Raw genomic sequence first — 16,309 nt, 5'->3', positions numbered from 1 at the left:
TCCCGAACTCAGCAGTGAAACGATGCATCGCCGATGGTAGTGTGGGGTTTCCCCATGTGAGAGTAGGTCATCGTCAAGATTAAATTCCGAAACCCCTATCTGCGTATGCAGGTAGGGGTTTTGTTTTTGTCCGCAGGAAATGAAATTACTGCCCCAACCGCTCCAGCGTGTGCTCCAAGGGATCCAGCGACACACAAATAAAACCATCAAGCGGTCGATTGAGTTCCTCTACCAGCAGGATGGTTGCCCCCGTCGACAGGGCACACATCAGCAATACGGCGACAATGGTGCCGTTGCAGGGTGCAAACAGGCCAAACGAACCGAAGATAATCCCCAGCCACGTCACCAGGATCACCAGCATCACCGGTGGAATCGATTGATTGGCCTGCAGCAGGGTCAGCCAGCGGGCGGCAAACACGGTGTCCATGTCTTGCAATGCCTTGGCTTTGAGCGCGCGCTGATCATCGTTGCCGGGCGTCAGTGACTCGACCTGGCGTTGCAGGCCTTCGGAGCGACGGATCACTTCTGGGCTATCGAGTTTTTCAATCTGACGGTGATCGCGGGTCGCGAGCACCTGGGTGACTTCGGCGTAGTTGTGCTTGAGCTCGGTGCGGATGCCCTGGGTGTCGGGGCCGTAGCGGGCCAGCAAACGGTCGAATTGAACCACTTTCGCCGCCGCGCCTTCCAGTTCGGCATTGGCCGTATCGAAGGTGCCTTTGGCAGAGGAAACGAGCAGGCCGAGGACCAGCGCCGACATCGTTGCAATGAGGCCGGTGGCCAGCTTCACCACCGCCACGGAGTCATCGCTCAGATGATGGCTCGGTAATCGCTCCCTCACGTACGAGCCCATCAGTGCGCTGGCGGACAGGCACGCGAAAACGATGAGGGCGATCACCACGTCATTCAAATTCAACCTCCGTTGACGCTGTCCTCCAGGGGGAGATATCTACTGGTACTTGATCACGATACCTTTGAGCTTGCGTCCCTCGATGGTCCTCACGTCGCGTGCCCACAGCGGCCCGCTGGCATAGGCACCCACCGCCTGAATGTGGTCATAGACGACCACCACGGCGTCGCCACCGAGTTTGGCGGACTCTTCCCGCAGCTTCTGTTCGACTTCGGTAATCGGCGGGGCAGGGTCGATGCTGGCGTCGATCAACACTTCACCCAGACGCACATGTGGGCGCAGAGGCTCCGAGCGCAACACGACAACCTGGTCCGGCGATGTCGGTGCCGGATGTTCTACACCGACATAGGCGGTGGTCTGGGCATCGACAGTGGCGCAACCATTGAGGGTCAGCAGGCTGGCGATCATTCCACCGGCCAGTAGCAAGAGCTTGCAACGGGTGGACCAGGACGCGTCGTGGGCCGGCATAGTGGGTATCCTCCTCAGGTTCGCTGCTATCCGTATGGCTAGTTGACGGTAGCAGACAGGCCGGGAGTTGCCAGAAAGCCCAACCTTTTCAGGTCGGGCTTTTTTGTGCCTTCAATACTCTCGATCGACCAAGGCCTTTCACTGATCCTTTTCGCAATTGACCATCCACGACACACCAAAACGGTCGACCAGCATGCCGAAGCGTGCTGCCCAGAACGTGGTTTCCAGTGGCATTTGCACAGATCCACCGTCCGCAAGTGCTTTGAAGACCCGTTCAGCCTCGGCAATGCTGTCGACGTTGAGTGAGATCGAGCAACCACTCATGCCCTGGACGGGACGATCCGGAGTGGTGTCCGACCCCATGATCGCCTGGTCGCCCACGATCAGGCGGGTATGGATGATCAGGTTGTGCAGATCCGTGGGGACATGCTCACCGGCAGGCGTTTCGCCGAAGGTCATCATGGCTTCGATCTGGCCTTGCAGGCACTGCGCGTAGAACGTGAAGGCAGCTTTGCAGTCGCCGTTGAAGATAAGGTAGGGATTGATTTTCATGGTCGGCTCCAGGTGCTCGAGTACATACATCGGTTTGGACGCCGGTTTTTTCGGCGAATTCCGATTGTGTCGAGCCGACAAGCAAAGCGCTAAATCTTCGTCGAAGCTTGTGTTTCTTTAGATGTTTTTTCAATAGGACGCGCCAGGCTTATTGCCTCCGGCACACGCCGTGGCGCAAGCACGCGTTCGATGGCGCCGCTGACCATGCTCTCGAGCAGCTCATCACGTTCCTGCTCGTCCAGCACATGTGGCGTCAGCCAGCTGGGAGCACTGTTGAGCAGGGCGCCAATGGCATGCCCGGCGGCCAGCAGGCCTTGCTCGCTGAAACGGGACTTGGCGCCCAGCATCCTCAGCAACGTGCGTTCGTATTGCTCGCGCAATTGCCGGACCCGATCCTGTTGCTCTTCGTTCAGGCAACCGCTGTCGCGCTCCACCAGGCGGAAATGCCAGGGCATCTCCCGATGCAGATTCAGATGGGCGCGGATCAGGCTGTTGAGTTTGTCGCGCTTGCCCGGGGCCTTTTGCTGGATACGTCCCAGGGTGGCCAGCAGCTCCTCGTAGAACTCCTCGATCAGGTCGAGCAGCAGATGCTGTTTGCTGGGGTAATGGTGATACAGCGAGCCTGGGGAGAGCCCCAGGCACGTCGCGAGCTCACGCATGCCGACCTGGCCGAACCCCTTGCAGGCAAACAGCTCCAGGACCTTGTCCCGGTACTCGGCAAAGCGCGAGCAACGCTCAGGCATAGGCATGGAAGCCGCGCCCCGTTTTACGTCCCAGGTAACCGGCGGCGACCATTTCCTTGAGCAACGGCGCCGGGCGATATTTGCTGTCGTTGAAACCGTCATAGAAGGCTTCGAGGATCGACAACAGGGTGTCCAGGCCAATCAGGTCCGCCAGGGCCAACGGGCCGATAGGCTGGTTGCAGCCCAGGCGCATACCGGCGTCGATGTCTTCGGCGCTGGCCAGGCCTTCCTGGAACACCAGGATTGCTTCGTTGATCATCGGCACCAGGATCCGGTTGACCACGAAGCCCGGGCGATTACCGGCAGTGATCGCGGTTTTGCCGAGGGTGGTCGCCATGTCCAGTGCCAGTTGGTGGGTCGCGTCACTGGTTTGCAGGCCACGGATGACTTCGATCAGGCCCATCACCGGCACCGGGTTGAAGAAATGCAGGCCGATGAAGCGTTCAGGCTGGCTGACACTGGCGGCGAGTTGGGTGATCGACAGCGACGAGGTATTGGAGGCAATGACGCATTCGCTGCTGACTTGCGCGGCAATCTGTTGCAGCACACGCAGTTTCAGGTCGAGATTTTCCGTCGCAGCTTCAATGACCAGCTGCGCATTTTGCAGGCTGCTGTAGTCGGTGCTGGTGCGGATTTTGTCGAGAGCGGCCTGTTTCTGCTCCGGCGTCAGGGTTTCCTTGGCGATCTGCCGGTCCAGGTTTTTGCCGACCGTTGCGACGGCTTTTTGCAAAGCGCTTTCGGAAATGTCGAGCAAGGTCACGTTGAAACCGGCCATGGCGCAGACTTGTGCGATGCCGTTGCCCATGGTGCCCGCACCGATCACCCCGATGTTTTGCAGATTCATCTTCCCATCCTTCGATCAAACCCTGCGATACCTTGGCCGCGATTGCGGCCGAAGGCGTACTATTGCCGCGAGTCTAGAGCCGGCAGGGCGGTTGTCCTATGCCAAAACTGTTCAACGGCACTGATGTTTTTTGCCATTCGGGTGATGAGAGAGAAGCGAACCAATGCGGGAAAAGGACTCGGTTGCCGCCTATTTCGTGCAGGCAATGATCCATGGGCTGCGCGATGATCCGCAGCGCGTGACGGCCGTGCTCGAACAGGCGGGCATTGATCCGGCGGTCATGCACCAACCCACGGCGCGGGTGCCGGCCAATGCGTTTGCGGCGTTGTGGCTGATCCAGATCCGCGAGCTCGACGATGAGTTTTTCGGGCTCGATTCCCATGGCATGCCGCCGGGCAGTTTCGCCCTGATTTGCCGTGCCTTGATTCAGGAGCCCGATCTGCACAAGGCCATGCGTCAATGCCTGGCCAACTTCGGCTTGTTCCTGCGCGACTTTCGCGGCTCTCTGGCCGTGCGTGGCAAGCGTGCGGTCATCAGCCTCGACACTCGTTCGACGGACAACGATGCCAGCCGGTTTGGTGAAGAAACTTTCCTGGTGTTGATGATCAGTCTGCTGTGCTGGCTGGGCGGGCGGCGCATTCCCATTGACCGTGCGGACTTCCGCCATTCGCGCCTGTCGCTGGGTGACGACCGCCTGCTGTGGGGCCCCAACCTGACCTTCGGTGCCGAGCGCACCGAAATCGAATTTGCCAGCCACTACTTGCGCCTGCCCGTGGTTCAGGACCTGGCGTCGCTGAAAGTGTTTCTGCGTACCGCGCCGCAATGGCTGGTGATCCGCTTCCGCAACCAGCATGGCCTGGCATCCCAGGTTCATCAGCGCTTGCGCGGCAGTCATTACAGTCAGTGGCCGACGTTGCAGGCCTTTGCCCTGGAACAGCACCTGAGCCCCAGCACCTTCCGCCGCAAACTGGAGCGTGAAGGCTGTTCCTACCAAGAGATCAAGGACGAAGTCCGCCGTGGCGTGGCCTTTGAGCAATTGCGTCAGAGCGACGCGAGCATCAGCGATATCGCTGAACAACTGGGTTTCCAGGAACCCAGCGCCTTCCACCGGGCGTTCAAGAAGTGGACCGGGGAAAGCCCCGGGCGCTATCGGGCCCGTTATCAGGGGGAGCAGGGCGCAGAGATCGCTACCTTTGTCGCAGGGGGCGCCGGGACCTGCGAATAAATCCGGGGGCCACACAACCTGTGGGAGCGGGCTTGCTCGCGAAGGCGGAGTGCCAGTCGACATCTCTGTTGAATGACACAGCGCTTTCGCGAGCAAGCCCGCTCCCACAGGGATCTGTCATGGCATTTCCGGCAGTTCCTGTGGCCGCAGATCGAAGACCAATACTTCTGCATCCACGCCATTGTTCAAGGTCAGCACCTGTTCTTCGCGAACCCGCACACCGTCGCCTTCCTGCAACAACACACCGTTGAGCTCAACGCTGCCCCGGGCCACATGCACATAGGCGTAGCGGTTGGCGGCGAGCTCCAGGGTTGCGCTTTCCTTGCCGTCGATCAGGCCAGCGTACACCCGTGCATCCTGACGCACCTTCAGCGAACCCTTGGCGCCGTCCGGCGAGATGATCAGTTGCAGGCGCCCGCGTTTCTTCTGGGTGCTGAAATGCTCTTGCTGATAGCGCGGTTTGGCGCCGCTGACGTCGGGCACGATCCATATCTGCAGAAAGTGCACCGGCCGGGTTCCGGAGTGGTTGAATTCACTGTGGGCCACACCGCTGCCTGCGCTCATCAGTTGCACGTCGCCGGGGCGGATCACGGAACCTGTGCCCAGGGTGTCCTTGTGTTCCAGGGCACCTTCAAGCACATAGGAGAAAATCTCCATGTCGCGGTGCGGGTGCTGGCCGAAGCCTTTGCCGGCGGCGACGCGGTCGTCGTTGATCACCAACAGGTCGGAAAAACCCTGCTCTTTCGGGTTGCGATAGCTGGCGAAGGAAAAGGTATGGAACGACTTCAACCAGCCGTGATTGGCCAGGCCACGATCCGAGGCTTTGCGAAGAGTCAGCATGATGAAATCTCCTTTGGGGACGTGAATTCGTCCGAGTGAGGAGAAGGTTAATGGTTACTGGTTGATGCAATAAGTAGGTTGAAATTGAAATACTGTCTCTGTCAGGTTGACAGTATTCGGGCGCGAATCAGTTATTCTTTTCCGACTTTGGCTTGTGTCTGGTCATAATGCACAGCACGACTTTTGTGGGAGCGGGCTTGCTCGCGAAGGCGTAGTGTCAGGTTACTTGATGGTGGATGACACACTGCTTTCGCGAGCAAGCCCGCTCCCACAAGGTTCGGTGTGCCAACCCTATAGATCCCAGTGAATTCCAATCCATGAAAACCGTGGCAATGGTGCTGTTTCCCGACTTTCTCCTGCTCGACATGGCCGGGCCCATGGAAGTGTTTTCCATCGCCAATCGTTATCTGAAACCCGAAGATCACTATGTGCTGACGACCATCGGCACCGAGCCCGGCGCACTGCGGGCGTCCAACGGGGTGAGCGTGCACGCCGACCGGCACATTGATCAGGCCTGCGAGGGTTTTGATTTGCTGCTGGTGCCCGGTGGTCCCGGTGCCTACAACGAAAAGCATCCGCCATTGCTCGACTGGCTCAGGCACAACGTCAGCCGGTCCGCCGGTTATGGCTCGATCTGCACCGGGGCGTTCGTGTTGGGGCATGCGGGTTTGCTCGACGGCTATCGCGTCACCACCCACTGGCACTACACCGAGCGGCTGATCAAGGGCTTTCCGAAGGCGACCGTCGAGACCGATCAGATCTTCGTTCAGGACCGCAACCTGATCACTTCCGGTGGCGTCACCGCCGGGATCGACCTGGCCTTGTCGGTGGTCGCCCAGGACCATGGAAAAAAAGTCGCCCAGGACGTGGCCAAGGTGCTGCTGGTGGTGATGAAGCGCCAGGGCGGGCAAGCGCAGTTCAGCCCGTTGATGGCGGCGGTGGCCCCTCACGAAACGGCGATTACCCGGGTGCAGAACCATGTGCTTGAACATCTCGATGAAACCTACAGCATCGAGTCCATGGCCGGTCTGGCCAACATGAGCCCGCGTCATTTCGCCAGGGTGTTTGCCCGGGATGTGAACATGACGCCAATGGAGTTTCTGCAAAGCGCGCGTATCGATTGCGCCAGGAACCTGCTGGAAACCACCGAGTTGCCACTCAAGACCGTGGCCTTCAAAAGCGGCTTCGGCAGCGTGCGGCACATGCGTTTTCTGTTCAGTGAAAAGCTCGGCCTGACTCCAACCCAATACCGCGAGCAGTTCAGCTAGCGCGTATGTCCGTCGTGCGCACCGCAATGGCCGTGACGCTCCCCCCGCGGCAGTTGTACCGTCACCGAGGCCTGCCAAGATAGCGCTGAACTCATTGCAAGGACGGTGCAGAGCCTGGGCTGGAAGCCAGGCTTGCAGCGAGTGACAGCCCATGAACAGTCTCAGAGATATAAACAGCGAAGCGGTGCTGCAATTCGGGCCCTACGCTTTCCACCTCAGTCAGCGACTGGTGCTGGAGGGCGATCGACCGCTGCGCCTGGGCGGCCGCGCCCTTGACGTGTTGCAGGTGCTGGTCGAGCACGCAGGCTCGGTGGTCAGCAAGGAAGAGTTGATTGCGCAGGTCTGGCCGCGCTCCGTGGTCGAAGAGATCAACCTGCGGGTACACATTGCCGCCCTGCGCCGAGCCCTGGGCGACGGCCAGAACGGCCAGTGCTACATCGTCAACGTTCCCCAGCGCGGCTACAGTTTTGTCGCCCCGGTACAGCATTCGCCGCAGCCCGTATCGTTCCCGAGCGAGACCGTAAAAAAGCCCCTGCACAACTTGCCGGCGCGGCTCACGCCGATCACCGGGCGCGATGCGGTTGTCGGCAGCCTGGTGCGGCAGTTGCCGGTGCGCCGATTCATGACCCTGGTCGGGCCTTGCGGGATCGGCAAGACCACCGTGGCGCTGCGCGTGGCCGAACTGTTGTTGCAGCACTATCGGCACGGCGTGTGGCTGGTGGACCTGGCGGCGATCGATGCCCCGGCGCAAGTGACCGACCACCTCACACGAACCCTTGGGCTGGAGGTCGGCACCACGCTGGAGGCGCTGGCGCAGCGGCATGCCTTGTTGGTCCTGGACAACTGCGAACACCTGCTCGAACGCTGCCAGACGTTGATCGAAACGCTGCTGGCTTCGCTGCCTCGTCTGTCGATCCTCGCCACCAGCCGCGAGCCGCTCCAGGCGGCGGGCGAAACCGTATTGCGTCTGCCACCGCTGGCGGTGCCGCCGGTGTCAGCGCTGCGCAGTGTTGACGAGGTCATGGGCTATTCGGCGGTGCAGCTATTCGTCAGCCGTGCCCGGGCTCGTCAGCAAGGGTTCACCCTGCGCGAACAAGACCTCAAGACCGTACGGGAAATCTGCCGGCGCCTCGACGGCCTGCCGCTGGCGATTGAATTGGCGGCGGCGCAAATCGATGCGCTGGCGCTGGTGGGGTTGCAAGCGCAACTCGATAACTGTTTTCAATTGCTGTCCCAGGGCCGCCGCACGGCCGTGCCGCGGCACCAGACGCTCAAGGCGGCGCTGGACTGGAGCTACGAACGTTTGACAGCCGCGGAGCAAACCGTGTTGCAGCGCCTGGCAGTGTTCAAAATGGCCTTCACCCGGGACGCAGCGATCGGCGTGATCTGCTGCGACAGGCTGCCCGCCGCCGACCTGATCAAGGTGATGGAAAGTCTGGCCCTCAAGTCGCTACTGACCCTGGAGCAGGGGAGGGAAGTGGCCCGCTACCGCTTCCTCAACACCACCCGCACCTACGCGCTGGAAAAACTCGAACTCAGTGGTGAGTTGCGCGCCCTTGAAATGCGTTATGCCGGTTACGTCAGTCAAGCGCGCTGGCCTTCAGGCGGGCAGGTCGCATTGCAACTCGTCGAGTAGCCGGCGAACGGTCATCAAGTCTGGCGTGGCGAAACCTTCGGTGTAGCGCTGGTAGATCGGGGCCAGCAATTGATGCGCCCGTTGGGGATCGCCCTGACGCTGCCACAACTGCGCCAGTGAGGTGGCGCTGCGCAGCTCCCAGGCCAGGGCACCCTGGGCCTTTGCCACGTTGAGTGCCTTGAGCAGCATGGTTTCGGCCGTCGCGGTCTGGAGCGGGCAATCGGTTGCCAGCAACGTCCTGGCCCTGGCCCGCAGTATCTCTGCCGTGCTCCAGTCCGAAACACCGCTTTGCGCACGTTCGAGCAAATCATCGTCGACACAGGTTGAATCCAGCGTGACCATGATGTCCTTGATCAAACCGACGCTTTGTCGGCCGATTGGCTGAACATCGGTACCGCCGATCACCCGCGCATAGTGTTGCGCCCAGTCATGGAACAGCAGGACCGAGTGCTTCCGCGCTTGTTGCAGCAGCAGGCGCAGGAGTTCGCGGGCGCTGCGGGTATCGCCGTTGTAGTGGGCGATCAGGCAGCCGGCGAGCGCCAGGGTGTAGCAGATCGATGTGCCGTGGTTGATCTGCAATGCGGTGTCCAGCGCCTGGCGGGCAGTGCGCCAGGCCTGTTCCGGCTGGCCTTGCAGCCAGAGGATGCGCGCGTGGAGGGTCAGCGCCGCGACACTCTGGTCGTATTGCACGCCAAAGCCATGGGTGAAACGGTTGAGATGACCGCTGTGGGCCATGCGTTGCAGCACTTGTTCGGCATGCTCCCCAGCCTGATGCTGGTTGCCGGAGAAGTGCAGGGCGAGCACCCGCAATCGATGCATGCTCAGGGACATCTGGGCGTCGTCTTGCAGCCCCAGGTGATCGAATTGCCGACTCTGTTCCAGGGCCATCTGGTATTGGCCGCAGCTGAGATTGACCGCCAGGTGCCCGGAAATCGCCCGCAACTGACCGGCCACATCGTTGAGTTGGCTGGCCAGGGCTCTGGCGCTGACGAAGGCGCCAACGGTTTCGCTGCTACCTCCTTGAACGTGATAACAGGCACTGCCCAAAGCCAGCTTGAGGGCCATCTGCAAGCGCGGGCAAGGCTCGGCAGACTGCTCGAGCAAGGCCAGCGCCTTGCGCACATAACCGCCGTGTTCCTTGAGCAGTGACAACTCCTGCCACAGCGGCGTGGACGTCGCGGCCAGGCGTATCGCCAGTGCCTGCGGCCCTTGCCCGTGCAAACCCCAATCGAGGGCTGCACGGATGTCCTCCAGGGCCCGGCCATAGCGTTCGAGCCACAAGCCGGTGGACGTTTTCTCCCAGTCGTCCTGCGCCTGTTGCATCGTTGCCAGGCAACGCTCGGCATGCCGCTCCCGCGTCCCGGGCAGGTCGGTGGTTTGCGCAAGTTTTTCCAGGGCATAGCTGCGGGTGGTATCGAGCAGGCGGTAGTAAACATCCTCGTCGCCCACCTCCACGTTCAACAGGGACTTGGCGACCAGTTGGGTGATCGAGCCGAACACCTCGCGGGGTTCGATGTGTTCGCCGACAATCACCGCCGCTGCGGACTCCAGGGTGAAACCGCCGCGAAACACACTCAGTCGGCGCAGGCAGGTCTTTTCGCAGGCGCTGAGTAGCTCGAAGCTCCAGTCCAGTGTCGCGCGCAGGGTCTGATGGCGTGCCGGGGGCGTCTGGCTGGGCTGGGTCAACACCCGGAAGTTGCTTTGCAACTGCGTCAACAAGCCGGGCAATCCGAAGTTGCCCACTTGCGCCGCCGCCAGTTCGATGGCCAGTGGGATGCCGTCCAGTCGGTGGCAGATGTCGATCAACAGCGGCAGTTCATCGTCCGTCAGTTCAAAGCTGTCATGGCTGGCCATGGCCCGCTCGACAAACAGTTGCAGGGCGGAAAAGGTCATCGCCTGGGCGCAGTCGAGGACGGCGATGGGCGGCGGGCAGTCGAGTGATTCCAGGCGCTGGACGAATTCGCCTTCGGCCCGCAGGCTTTCGCGGCTGGTGGCGAGAATATGCACGTGCGGCGCACTGCGCAGAATGGTTTCGCAAAGATGGGCGATGGCGTCGACCAGGTGCTCGCAGTTGTCGATGACCAACAGCATTTGCCTGTCACGCAGACAGTCGGCAAGACCGTTCAGGGGGGCGTCGTCGTGCAGGGCCAGTTCGAGCAACGTCGCCAGATGACCGTCGATCATCAGCGGGCAGTTGATCGGGGCCAGGTCCAGCAGGCGAATGCCGTCCCGGTAGCGACCGATCATTTGTTCGGCGACCCGCAAGGCCACGGTGGTCTTGCCGATGCCGCCGGGACCGACGAGGGTGATGAAGCGCTGGCGTGGCAGTTGCACCACCAGCTTGTCGACCAGGGTCTGCCGGCCGATCATTCGCGTACGGCGCACCGGCAGGTTATGCCGGCTCGGTGCGCAAGCCTCGGGTGCTGGCGGTTGCTCGGCCTGCTCCAGTGAGTGCGGTGCGACGAAGCTGTACCCGCGCTGGGCCACGGTGACGATGTAGCGCTGGCCGGCCTGTCCGTCGCCGAGCGCCTTGCGCAACGCGGCCATGTGCACCCGCAGGTTGATGTCTTCGACCACGGTGTTGGGCCAGACCCGGGCGATCAGTTGCTGCTTGCTGACCACGTTGCCGGCGTGCTCAAGCAGGATCAACAGGATGTCCATGGCGCGCCGCCCCAGGCGCAAAGGCTGGTCGGCCTCCATCACCAGGCGTTGTCCGGGGTAGACCCGGTAGGGGCCGAAATGCACAGCCTGTTCGGGGGAAAGGGTCAACGAGTCGCTCCTGCTGCATCCGTCTGGTACGCGGTTTTCGAGCATATTCCTCAAGTTTTTTAGCCAGCGCAATGCGCTGCCCGGGTGACTGTCGGGTGCGGGTGTTGACTCTAGCGTATCGGTCAAGGGGCGTCAGCCCGATGATCATTGGGCGCGACAGATGGACAGCGATAGCCGGGGCTTTTTGCGCGCCATGGAAAATTAACAACGTTTAACTCGTCCTGCGTCCGGTCTGCACTCAAAACTCTCTTCCCTGTAGGAGCGAGCTTGCTCGCGATGGTGTGTCAGCCACATGGGTGTCGACTGATACTCCATCGCGAGCAAGCTCGCTCCTACAAGGGATTTCAACCCCTCTCAAGGACAAACCAATGAGCAACGTGGTGGTGGTCTATCACAGTGGCTACGGGCACACCCGGGTCATGGCCGAAGCCGTGGCCGGTGGCGTGGAACGGCACCTTGGCAGCACCTGCCAGTTGATCCCGGTCGAAGAGGTAGACGAGCACTGGGAGCGGCTGCACTACGCCGACGCCATCATTTTCGGCGCGCCGACCTACATGGGCAGCGCCTCGGCGGCCTTCAAGGCGTTCATGGAGGCCACGGCGGCGTTCTACCTGACCCAGCCCTGGCGCGACAAACTCGCGGCGGGCTTCACCAACTCCGGCAGCCTGTGCGGCGACAAGCTCAACACCTTGCTGCAAATGACGGTGTTCGCCGCCCAGCACTCGATGATCTGGGTCGGCCTCGACCTGCTGCCGGCACGCTCCAGCACCGGCGCGTTCAACGGCCAACTCAATCGTCTGGGTAGCTCACTGGGCGCCATGGCCCAGTCGAATGTCGAGCAATCCCCTGACGATGCCCCTCCGCCCGAGGATCGCTGCACCGCCGCGCACCTGGGCGAGCGGGTGGCGCGTCTGGCCGATCGCCTGCGCCACTGACCCGTTTGATTCACCCCCCAACCCTCGTTAAGGAGGCATCACCCATGAGCACTTTCACTACCCGCGATGGCGTCGAGATTTACTACAAGGACTGGGGCACCGGTCAGCCGATTGTCTTCAGTCACGGCTGGCCACTGAACGCCGACAGCTGGGAATCGCAGATGATCTTCCTGGCCTCCAAGGGCTATCGGGTCATCGCCCACGACCGTCGCGGTCATGGGCGTTCCAGCCAGCCGTGGTCGGGCAATGACATGGACCATTACGCCGACGATCTGGCACAGTTGATCGAGCTGCTCGACCTGCAAAACGCCGTGCTGTTCGGCTTCTCCACCGGCGGTGGCGAGGTGGCGCGTTACATCGGTCGCCACGGCACCGGCCGCGTGGCCAAGGCCGGGCTGATTTCCGCGGTGCCACCGCTGATGCTCAAGACCGAAGCCAACCCCGGCGGCCTGCCGCTGGAAGTGTTCGACGGCATCCGCCAGGCCTCGCTGGTCGATCGCTCGCAGCTGTACATCGACCTCGCCAGCGGCCCGTTCTTCGGCTTCAACAAGCCTGACGCGAAACCGTCCCAGGGCATGATCGACTGGTTCTGGATGCAGGGCATGATGGCCGGCCACAAGAACGCCTATGACTGCATCAAGGCGTTCTCGGAAACCGACTTCACCGAAGACCTGCAGAAGTTCGACGTGCCGACGCTGGTGGTGCATGGCGACGCGGATCAGGTCGTGCCGTATGAAGCGGCGGGCGTCTCCTGCGCCAAACTGGTAAAGGGCTCGACCCTGAAGATTTACCCGGGCGCCCCTCACGGTTTGACGGACACCCATAAGGATCAGCTCAACGCTGACCTGTTGGCGTTCTTGAAAGGTTAAAAAGCCGGATCAAGGGATCGCAGGTTTCGCCAGCGCCTACACGGTAACGTGCATACCCGTAGGCGCTGCCGAAGGCTGCGATCTTTTGCCATTGTGGACGATGCCGCGGACAAACTGACAGCGCCAGGCAAACGGATTGATGCCTTCGCTGCGGGTGAAGATGTGGCAGAAGTGCGCCTGATCGCAGAAGCCGCATTCGAGGCTGATCTGCGTGAGGCTGAGGTTGGTGTGCTGGATCAATTGCTTGGCCAGGGCAATGCGCTGCTGGCGAATCCAGTCCTGTGGCGAGAGGCCGGTGCTGCACTTGAACGCGCGGGAGAAGTGACTGCGCGACAGGGCGCAGGCCTGCGCCAGTTCGGTGACTTCCAGGCTGTCGCCCAAGCGTTCGAGGATCAGTTGTTTGACCAGCTTTTCGCGCTGCGGGCTGAGGCCGCCGGTGTTTTTCTTTGGCACCGGCGTGAATGACGCGGGGGCGGCATTTTGCTGAACGTGAGCCATGGCGAATGTCCGTGTCGGTAGGCTTCATTCTTGGACCCGAAGGCTCTGGCTTACGAGTTAATCGTTGTTAATTTCTCGCTCACCGCGGGAAGTCTTGGGTAAAGTCAGACACAATTCTCATCCTCGCGCCCGGCCGAACACACATAAGGAACCCGTGCCTATGAACCGTAACGATCTGCGTCGCGTCGACATGAACCTGCTGGTGATTTTCGAGGCCCTGATGTTCGAAAAGAACCTGACCCGAGTCGCGGAAAAACTGTTCATGGGCCAACCGGCGGTGAGCGCCGCGCTGGGGCGTTTGCGCGATCTGTTCGACGATCCGTTGCTGCTGCGCAACGGACGCGGCATGGAACCGACGGCGCGCGCATTGGCGATTCTCAAGGAATTGCAGCCAGCGATGGACACCATCTCCGGTGCGGTCAGCCGGGCCAAGGAATTCGATCCTGCGACCAGTTGCGATGTGTTTCGCATCGGGTTGTCGGACGATGCCGAGTTCGGTTTGTTTCCACCGTTGCTGCGTCAGTTGCAAGAGGAAGCACCGGGCATCGTCGTGGTCGTGCGGCGAGCCAATTACCTGTTGATGCCAGCGCTGTTGGCGTCGGGGGAAATTTCGGTGGGCGTGAGCTACACCACGGATCTGCCGGCCAATGCCAAGCGCAAGAAGCTGCGCGATATCCCCTGCAAAGTGCTGCGCGGCGACACCCGGCCGGGGACGCTGACCCTGGATGAGTACTGCGAGCGGCCCCATGCGATGGTGTCTTTTTCCGGCGACCTGAGTGGCAACATCGACCTGGATCTGGCGAAGGTCGGGCGTAGTCGTCGTGTGGTGCTGGGGGTGCCGCAGTTCAGTGGATTGCGGGCGTTGCTCGCCGGGACCGAGATGATTGCCACTGTGCCGGATTATGCGGCGTGTGCGTTGGTCGAGGGCTGTGGCTTGCGCGCTGAGGATCCGCCGTTCGAGATTGAGGCGGCGCAGTTGTCGATGGCCTGGAGCGGGGTGCATGACAATGATCCGGCGGAGCGGTGGTTGCGGTCGCGGATCGGTCAGTTCATGTCTGTGGCTTTGGATGTTTCATAGGTGTTGACCTTGGCGGCCTCTGGGCCGACCAGGTTCTTGGTTGATTGAGTACATATCCGTTACTTCGGTAACGGCGGCTGGCGGTTTCGCCCTTACGGCGAGTCCCTTTTGGCAAACGCCCCAAAAGGAACCAAAAGGTCTCGCCCCTTACGTACGGCCCCTCGCTAAGGCTCGGGGTTCCTTCGCTCCGGTATTCATCCGGGGGCATTGCCCTCCGGTCGGCTTCGCTTCGACCTACATGCAATGAGTTCGACTGCGTCGAACGGCGCTACGCGCCAATCCCCGGATAAACACCTCCGCTCAGCCTGCCGAGGGGGCGGGTGGATCAAGATCAAAAGCTGCAGGCGAGCTAACGCTCGGCCTGATGAGTGGTGAGAAGCGACGCGGTGGTGCGGGATGCTCTGCTTTTTGCTCTTCTGTGGGAGCGAGCTTGCTCGCGATGGTGGCCTGCCAGCCGACCAATTTCTTTCGAGTGTACCCAGCCCAACTGTAGGAGCGAGCCTGCTCGCGAAGGCGGCCTGCCAGCCGACCAATCACTTGCTGATGCACACCGATCAAATTGTGGGAGCGAGCTTGCTCGCGAAGGCGACCTGACAGCCGCCCAATCACTTGCAGATGTACTCAGCACCTGTGGGAGCGGGCTTGCCCGCGAAGGCGACCTGACAGCCGCCCAATTACTTGCAGATGTACTCAGCACCTGTGGGAGCGGGCTTGCTCGCGAAGGCGACCTGACAGCCGCCCAATTACTTGCAGATGTACTCAGCACCTGTGGGAGCGGGCTTGCCCGCGAAGGCGGCCTGCCAGCCAATCAATTTCTTGCTGATGTACACCGATCAAATTGTGGGAGCGAGCTTGCTCGCGAAGGCGGCCTGCCAGCCGCCCAATTACTTGCAGATGTACACCGATCAAATTGTGGGAGCGAGCTTGCTCGCGAAGGCGGCCTGCCAGCCGCCCAATTACTTGCAGATGTACACCGATCAAATTGTGGGAGCGGGCTTGCCCGCGAAGGCGGCCTGACAGCCGCCCAATTACTTGCAGATGTACACCGATCAAATTGTGGGAGCGAGCTTGCTCGCGAAGGCGACCTGCCAGCCGCCCAATCACTTGCAGATGTACTCAGCACCTGTGGGAGCGGGCTTGCCCGCGAAGGCGGCCTGACAGCCGACCAATCTCTCACAGACATACGCTGATCCACTGTAGGAGTGAGCTTGCTCGCGATAGCGGTGTATCAGTCAACACCAATGCCGGATGTAATGCCGCCATCGCGAGCAAGCTCGCTCCCACAGGGAATGTGCAGTGTTCTGAAAGCCCTGTTTAAAAGCCGTCAGCCTCTATTCCTGAAAGCCACACCGCCTTGCGTCGTTGCCTACAACTACGCCAGAATCCGCCGGCTTGTGAGTCTTGGCCCTGATCTCTATCGTTCTCCACGTCGCTGCCCATTCAGCGATCGGGTTTAGCAGCTCGGTAAATTTCAAGGCTCGCCAGTGTCACCTTCAGATCAGTCCGATCTGCAATTTGGTGGCTGTGCGTGGGGCACTTCGGTGCGCCGGGTTCCTTGATCCCTGGTCTGCTAACCCGCGTACAGCCGCCACCCAATTCGTTTAGCAGCGACTTGTGGCGGCTCCATTGATCAAGGAGCTTGACCATGTTCAAACCCACCCCCAATCCCCCGAAAGC

The 16,309-nt window shown here is 61.2% G+C and carries 16 protein-coding genes; 7 read left to right on the top strand and 9 right to left on the bottom strand.

The features are described from left to right. Positions 1 to 145: 145 nt before the first annotated feature. From KGB29_RS24390 to KGB29_RS24370, 5 genes are all read right to left on the bottom strand, one after another. Positions 146 to 898: a hypothetical protein gene (locus tag KGB29_RS24390; protein ID WP_223473825.1), complete on the bottom strand. Its 753-nt coding sequence runs from the start codon at positions 896 to 898 to the stop codon at positions 146 to 148. Between the two features lie 48 nt (positions 899 to 946). Next, on the bottom strand, positions 947 to 1,375 hold the full coding sequence (locus tag KGB29_RS24385) for a hypothetical protein (protein ID WP_150814718.1): 429 nt from the start codon (positions 1,373 to 1,375) through the stop codon (positions 947 to 949). 138 nt (positions 1,376 to 1,513) lie between these two features. Next, positions 1,514 to 1,927 (bottom strand): VOC family protein, encoded by a 414-nt coding sequence (locus KGB29_RS24380; protein WP_150814717.1) that lies wholly within the window; start codon positions 1,925 to 1,927, stop codon positions 1,514 to 1,516. 89 nt (positions 1,928 to 2,016) lie between these two features. Then, positions 2,017 to 2,676, bottom strand: coding sequence for a TetR/AcrR family transcriptional regulator (locus KGB29_RS24375; protein WP_150814716.1), 660 nt, complete (start codon positions 2,674 to 2,676; stop codon positions 2,017 to 2,019). Further along, positions 2,663 to 3,514 (bottom strand): 3-hydroxybutyryl-CoA dehydrogenase, encoded by an 852-nt coding sequence (locus tag KGB29_RS24370; protein ID WP_057715519.1) that lies wholly within the window; start codon positions 3,512 to 3,514, stop codon positions 2,663 to 2,665. The genes KGB29_RS24375 and KGB29_RS24370 overlap by 14 nt, the downstream gene beginning before the upstream one ends. A gap of 163 nt (positions 3,515 to 3,677) precedes the next feature. Between KGB29_RS24370 and KGB29_RS24365 the strand changes: the two genes are divergently transcribed. Beyond that, complete coding sequence (locus tag KGB29_RS24365) at positions 3,678 to 4,739, top strand: AraC family transcriptional regulator (protein WP_150814715.1); 1,062 nt, start codon at positions 3,678 to 3,680, stop codon at positions 4,737 to 4,739. Positions 4,740 to 4,856: 117 nt separating this feature from the next. Here the strand turns inward: KGB29_RS24365 and KGB29_RS24355 are convergent, their stop codons facing one another. Further along, positions 4,857 to 5,579 carry a pirin family protein gene (locus KGB29_RS24355; RefSeq protein ID WP_150814714.1) on the bottom strand — a complete coding sequence of 241 codons (723 nt, stop codon included), beginning with the start codon at positions 5,577 to 5,579 and terminating at the stop codon, positions 4,857 to 4,859. Between the two features lie 317 nt (positions 5,580 to 5,896). On the opposite strand from KGB29_RS24355, the gene KGB29_RS24350 reads away from it, so the two are divergent. Beyond that, positions 5,897 to 6,847, top strand: coding sequence for a GlxA family transcriptional regulator (locus tag KGB29_RS24350; RefSeq protein WP_150814713.1), 951 nt, complete (start codon positions 5,897 to 5,899; stop codon positions 6,845 to 6,847). A gap of 151 nt (positions 6,848 to 6,998) precedes the next feature. Next, positions 6,999 to 8,483, top strand: a complete 1,485-nt coding sequence (locus tag KGB29_RS24345) for an ATP-binding protein (RefSeq protein ID WP_150814712.1) — start codon at positions 6,999 to 7,001, stop codon at positions 8,481 to 8,483. Here the strand turns inward: KGB29_RS24345 and KGB29_RS24340 are convergent. Further along, positions 8,448 to 11,252 carry an ATP-binding protein gene (locus tag KGB29_RS24340; protein ID WP_150814711.1) on the bottom strand — a complete coding sequence of 935 codons (2,805 nt, stop codon included), beginning with the start codon at positions 11,250 to 11,252 and terminating at the stop codon, positions 8,448 to 8,450. The two genes, KGB29_RS24345 and KGB29_RS24340, sit on opposite strands and share 36 nt — an antisense overlap. 368 nt (positions 11,253 to 11,620) lie before the next feature. Between KGB29_RS24340 and KGB29_RS24335 the strand changes: the two genes are divergently transcribed. Together KGB29_RS24335 and KGB29_RS24330 are read left to right on the top strand one after the other, a co-directional pair. After that, on the top strand, positions 11,621 to 12,187 hold the full coding sequence (locus tag KGB29_RS24335; protein ID WP_150814710.1) for a flavodoxin family protein: 567 nt from the start codon (positions 11,621 to 11,623) through the stop codon (positions 12,185 to 12,187). 44 nt (positions 12,188 to 12,231) lie between these two features. After that, a complete protein-coding gene (locus KGB29_RS24330) occupies positions 12,232 to 13,056 on the top strand; it encodes an alpha/beta fold hydrolase (protein WP_150814709.1) in 825 nt (274 codons plus the stop codon). 36 nt (positions 13,057 to 13,092) lie between these two features. Here KGB29_RS24330 and KGB29_RS24325 read toward each other — a convergent pair whose 3' ends face one another. Beyond that, complete coding sequence (locus KGB29_RS24325; RefSeq protein WP_150814708.1) at positions 13,093 to 13,554, bottom strand: helix-turn-helix domain-containing protein; 462 nt, start codon at positions 13,552 to 13,554, stop codon at positions 13,093 to 13,095. Between the two features lie 160 nt (positions 13,555 to 13,714). On the opposite strand from KGB29_RS24325, the gene KGB29_RS24320 reads away from it, so the two are divergent. Continuing rightward, positions 13,715 to 14,632: a LysR family transcriptional regulator gene (locus KGB29_RS24320; RefSeq protein ID WP_057715510.1), complete on the top strand. Its 918-nt coding sequence runs from the start codon at positions 13,715 to 13,717 to the stop codon at positions 14,630 to 14,632. 780 nt (positions 14,633 to 15,412) lie between these two features. Beyond that, positions 15,413 to 15,649: a hypothetical protein gene (locus KGB29_RS24315; protein WP_218543905.1), complete on the top strand. Its 237-nt coding sequence runs from the start codon at positions 15,413 to 15,415 to the stop codon at positions 15,647 to 15,649. Between the two features lie 423 nt (positions 15,650 to 16,072). Here KGB29_RS24315 and KGB29_RS24310 read toward each other — a convergent pair. Then, positions 16,073 to 16,309 (bottom strand): hypothetical protein (locus tag KGB29_RS24310; RefSeq protein ID WP_223509025.1); only part of this gene is annotated, 237 nt, incomplete at its 5' end.

The organism is Pseudomonas sp. BF-B-30, from assembly GCF_019956305.1.
Classification (GTDB): domain Bacteria; phylum Pseudomonadota; class Gammaproteobacteria; order Pseudomonadales; family Pseudomonadaceae; genus Aquipseudomonas; species Aquipseudomonas jessenii.
This window is presented reverse-complemented; position numbering and strand designations above follow the sequence as displayed.

Excerpts from the sequence above, each read along its gene's own strand:
- KGB29_RS24355 (WP_150814714.1), bottom strand. The coding sequence starts at position 5,579 with ATGCTGACTCTTCGCAAAGCCTCGGATCGTGGCCTGGCCAATCACGGC.
- KGB29_RS24380 (WP_150814717.1), bottom strand. The coding sequence starts at position 1,927 with ATGAAAATCAATCCCTACCTTATCTTCAACGGCGACTGCAAAGCTGCC.
- KGB29_RS24370 (WP_057715519.1), bottom strand. The coding sequence starts at position 3,514 with ATGAATCTGCAAAACATCGGGGTGATCGGTGCGGGCACCATGGGCAAC.
- KGB29_RS24320 (WP_057715510.1), top strand. The coding sequence starts at position 13,715 with ATGAACCGTAACGATCTGCGTCGCGTCGACATGAACCTGCTGGTGATT.
- KGB29_RS24365 (WP_150814715.1), top strand. The coding sequence starts at position 3,678 with ATGCGGGAAAAGGACTCGGTTGCCGCCTATTTCGTGCAGGCAATGATC.
- KGB29_RS24350 (WP_150814713.1), top strand. The coding sequence starts at position 5,897 with ATGAAAACCGTGGCAATGGTGCTGTTTCCCGACTTTCTCCTGCTCGAC.
- KGB29_RS24330 (WP_150814709.1), top strand. The coding sequence starts at position 12,232 with ATGAGCACTTTCACTACCCGCGATGGCGTCGAGATTTACTACAAGGAC.
- KGB29_RS24335 (WP_150814710.1), top strand. The coding sequence starts at position 11,621 with ATGAGCAACGTGGTGGTGGTCTATCACAGTGGCTACGGGCACACCCGG.
- KGB29_RS24345 (WP_150814712.1), top strand. The coding sequence starts at position 6,999 with ATGAACAGTCTCAGAGATATAAACAGCGAAGCGGTGCTGCAATTCGGG.
- KGB29_RS24325 (WP_150814708.1), bottom strand. The coding sequence starts at position 13,554 with ATGGCTCACGTTCAGCAAAATGCCGCCCCCGCGTCATTCACGCCGGTG.
- KGB29_RS24375 (WP_150814716.1), bottom strand. The coding sequence starts at position 2,676 with ATGCCTATGCCTGAGCGTTGCTCGCGCTTTGCCGAGTACCGGGACAAG.
- KGB29_RS24385 (WP_150814718.1), bottom strand. The coding sequence starts at position 1,375 with ATGCCGGCCCACGACGCGTCCTGGTCCACCCGTTGCAAGCTCTTGCTA.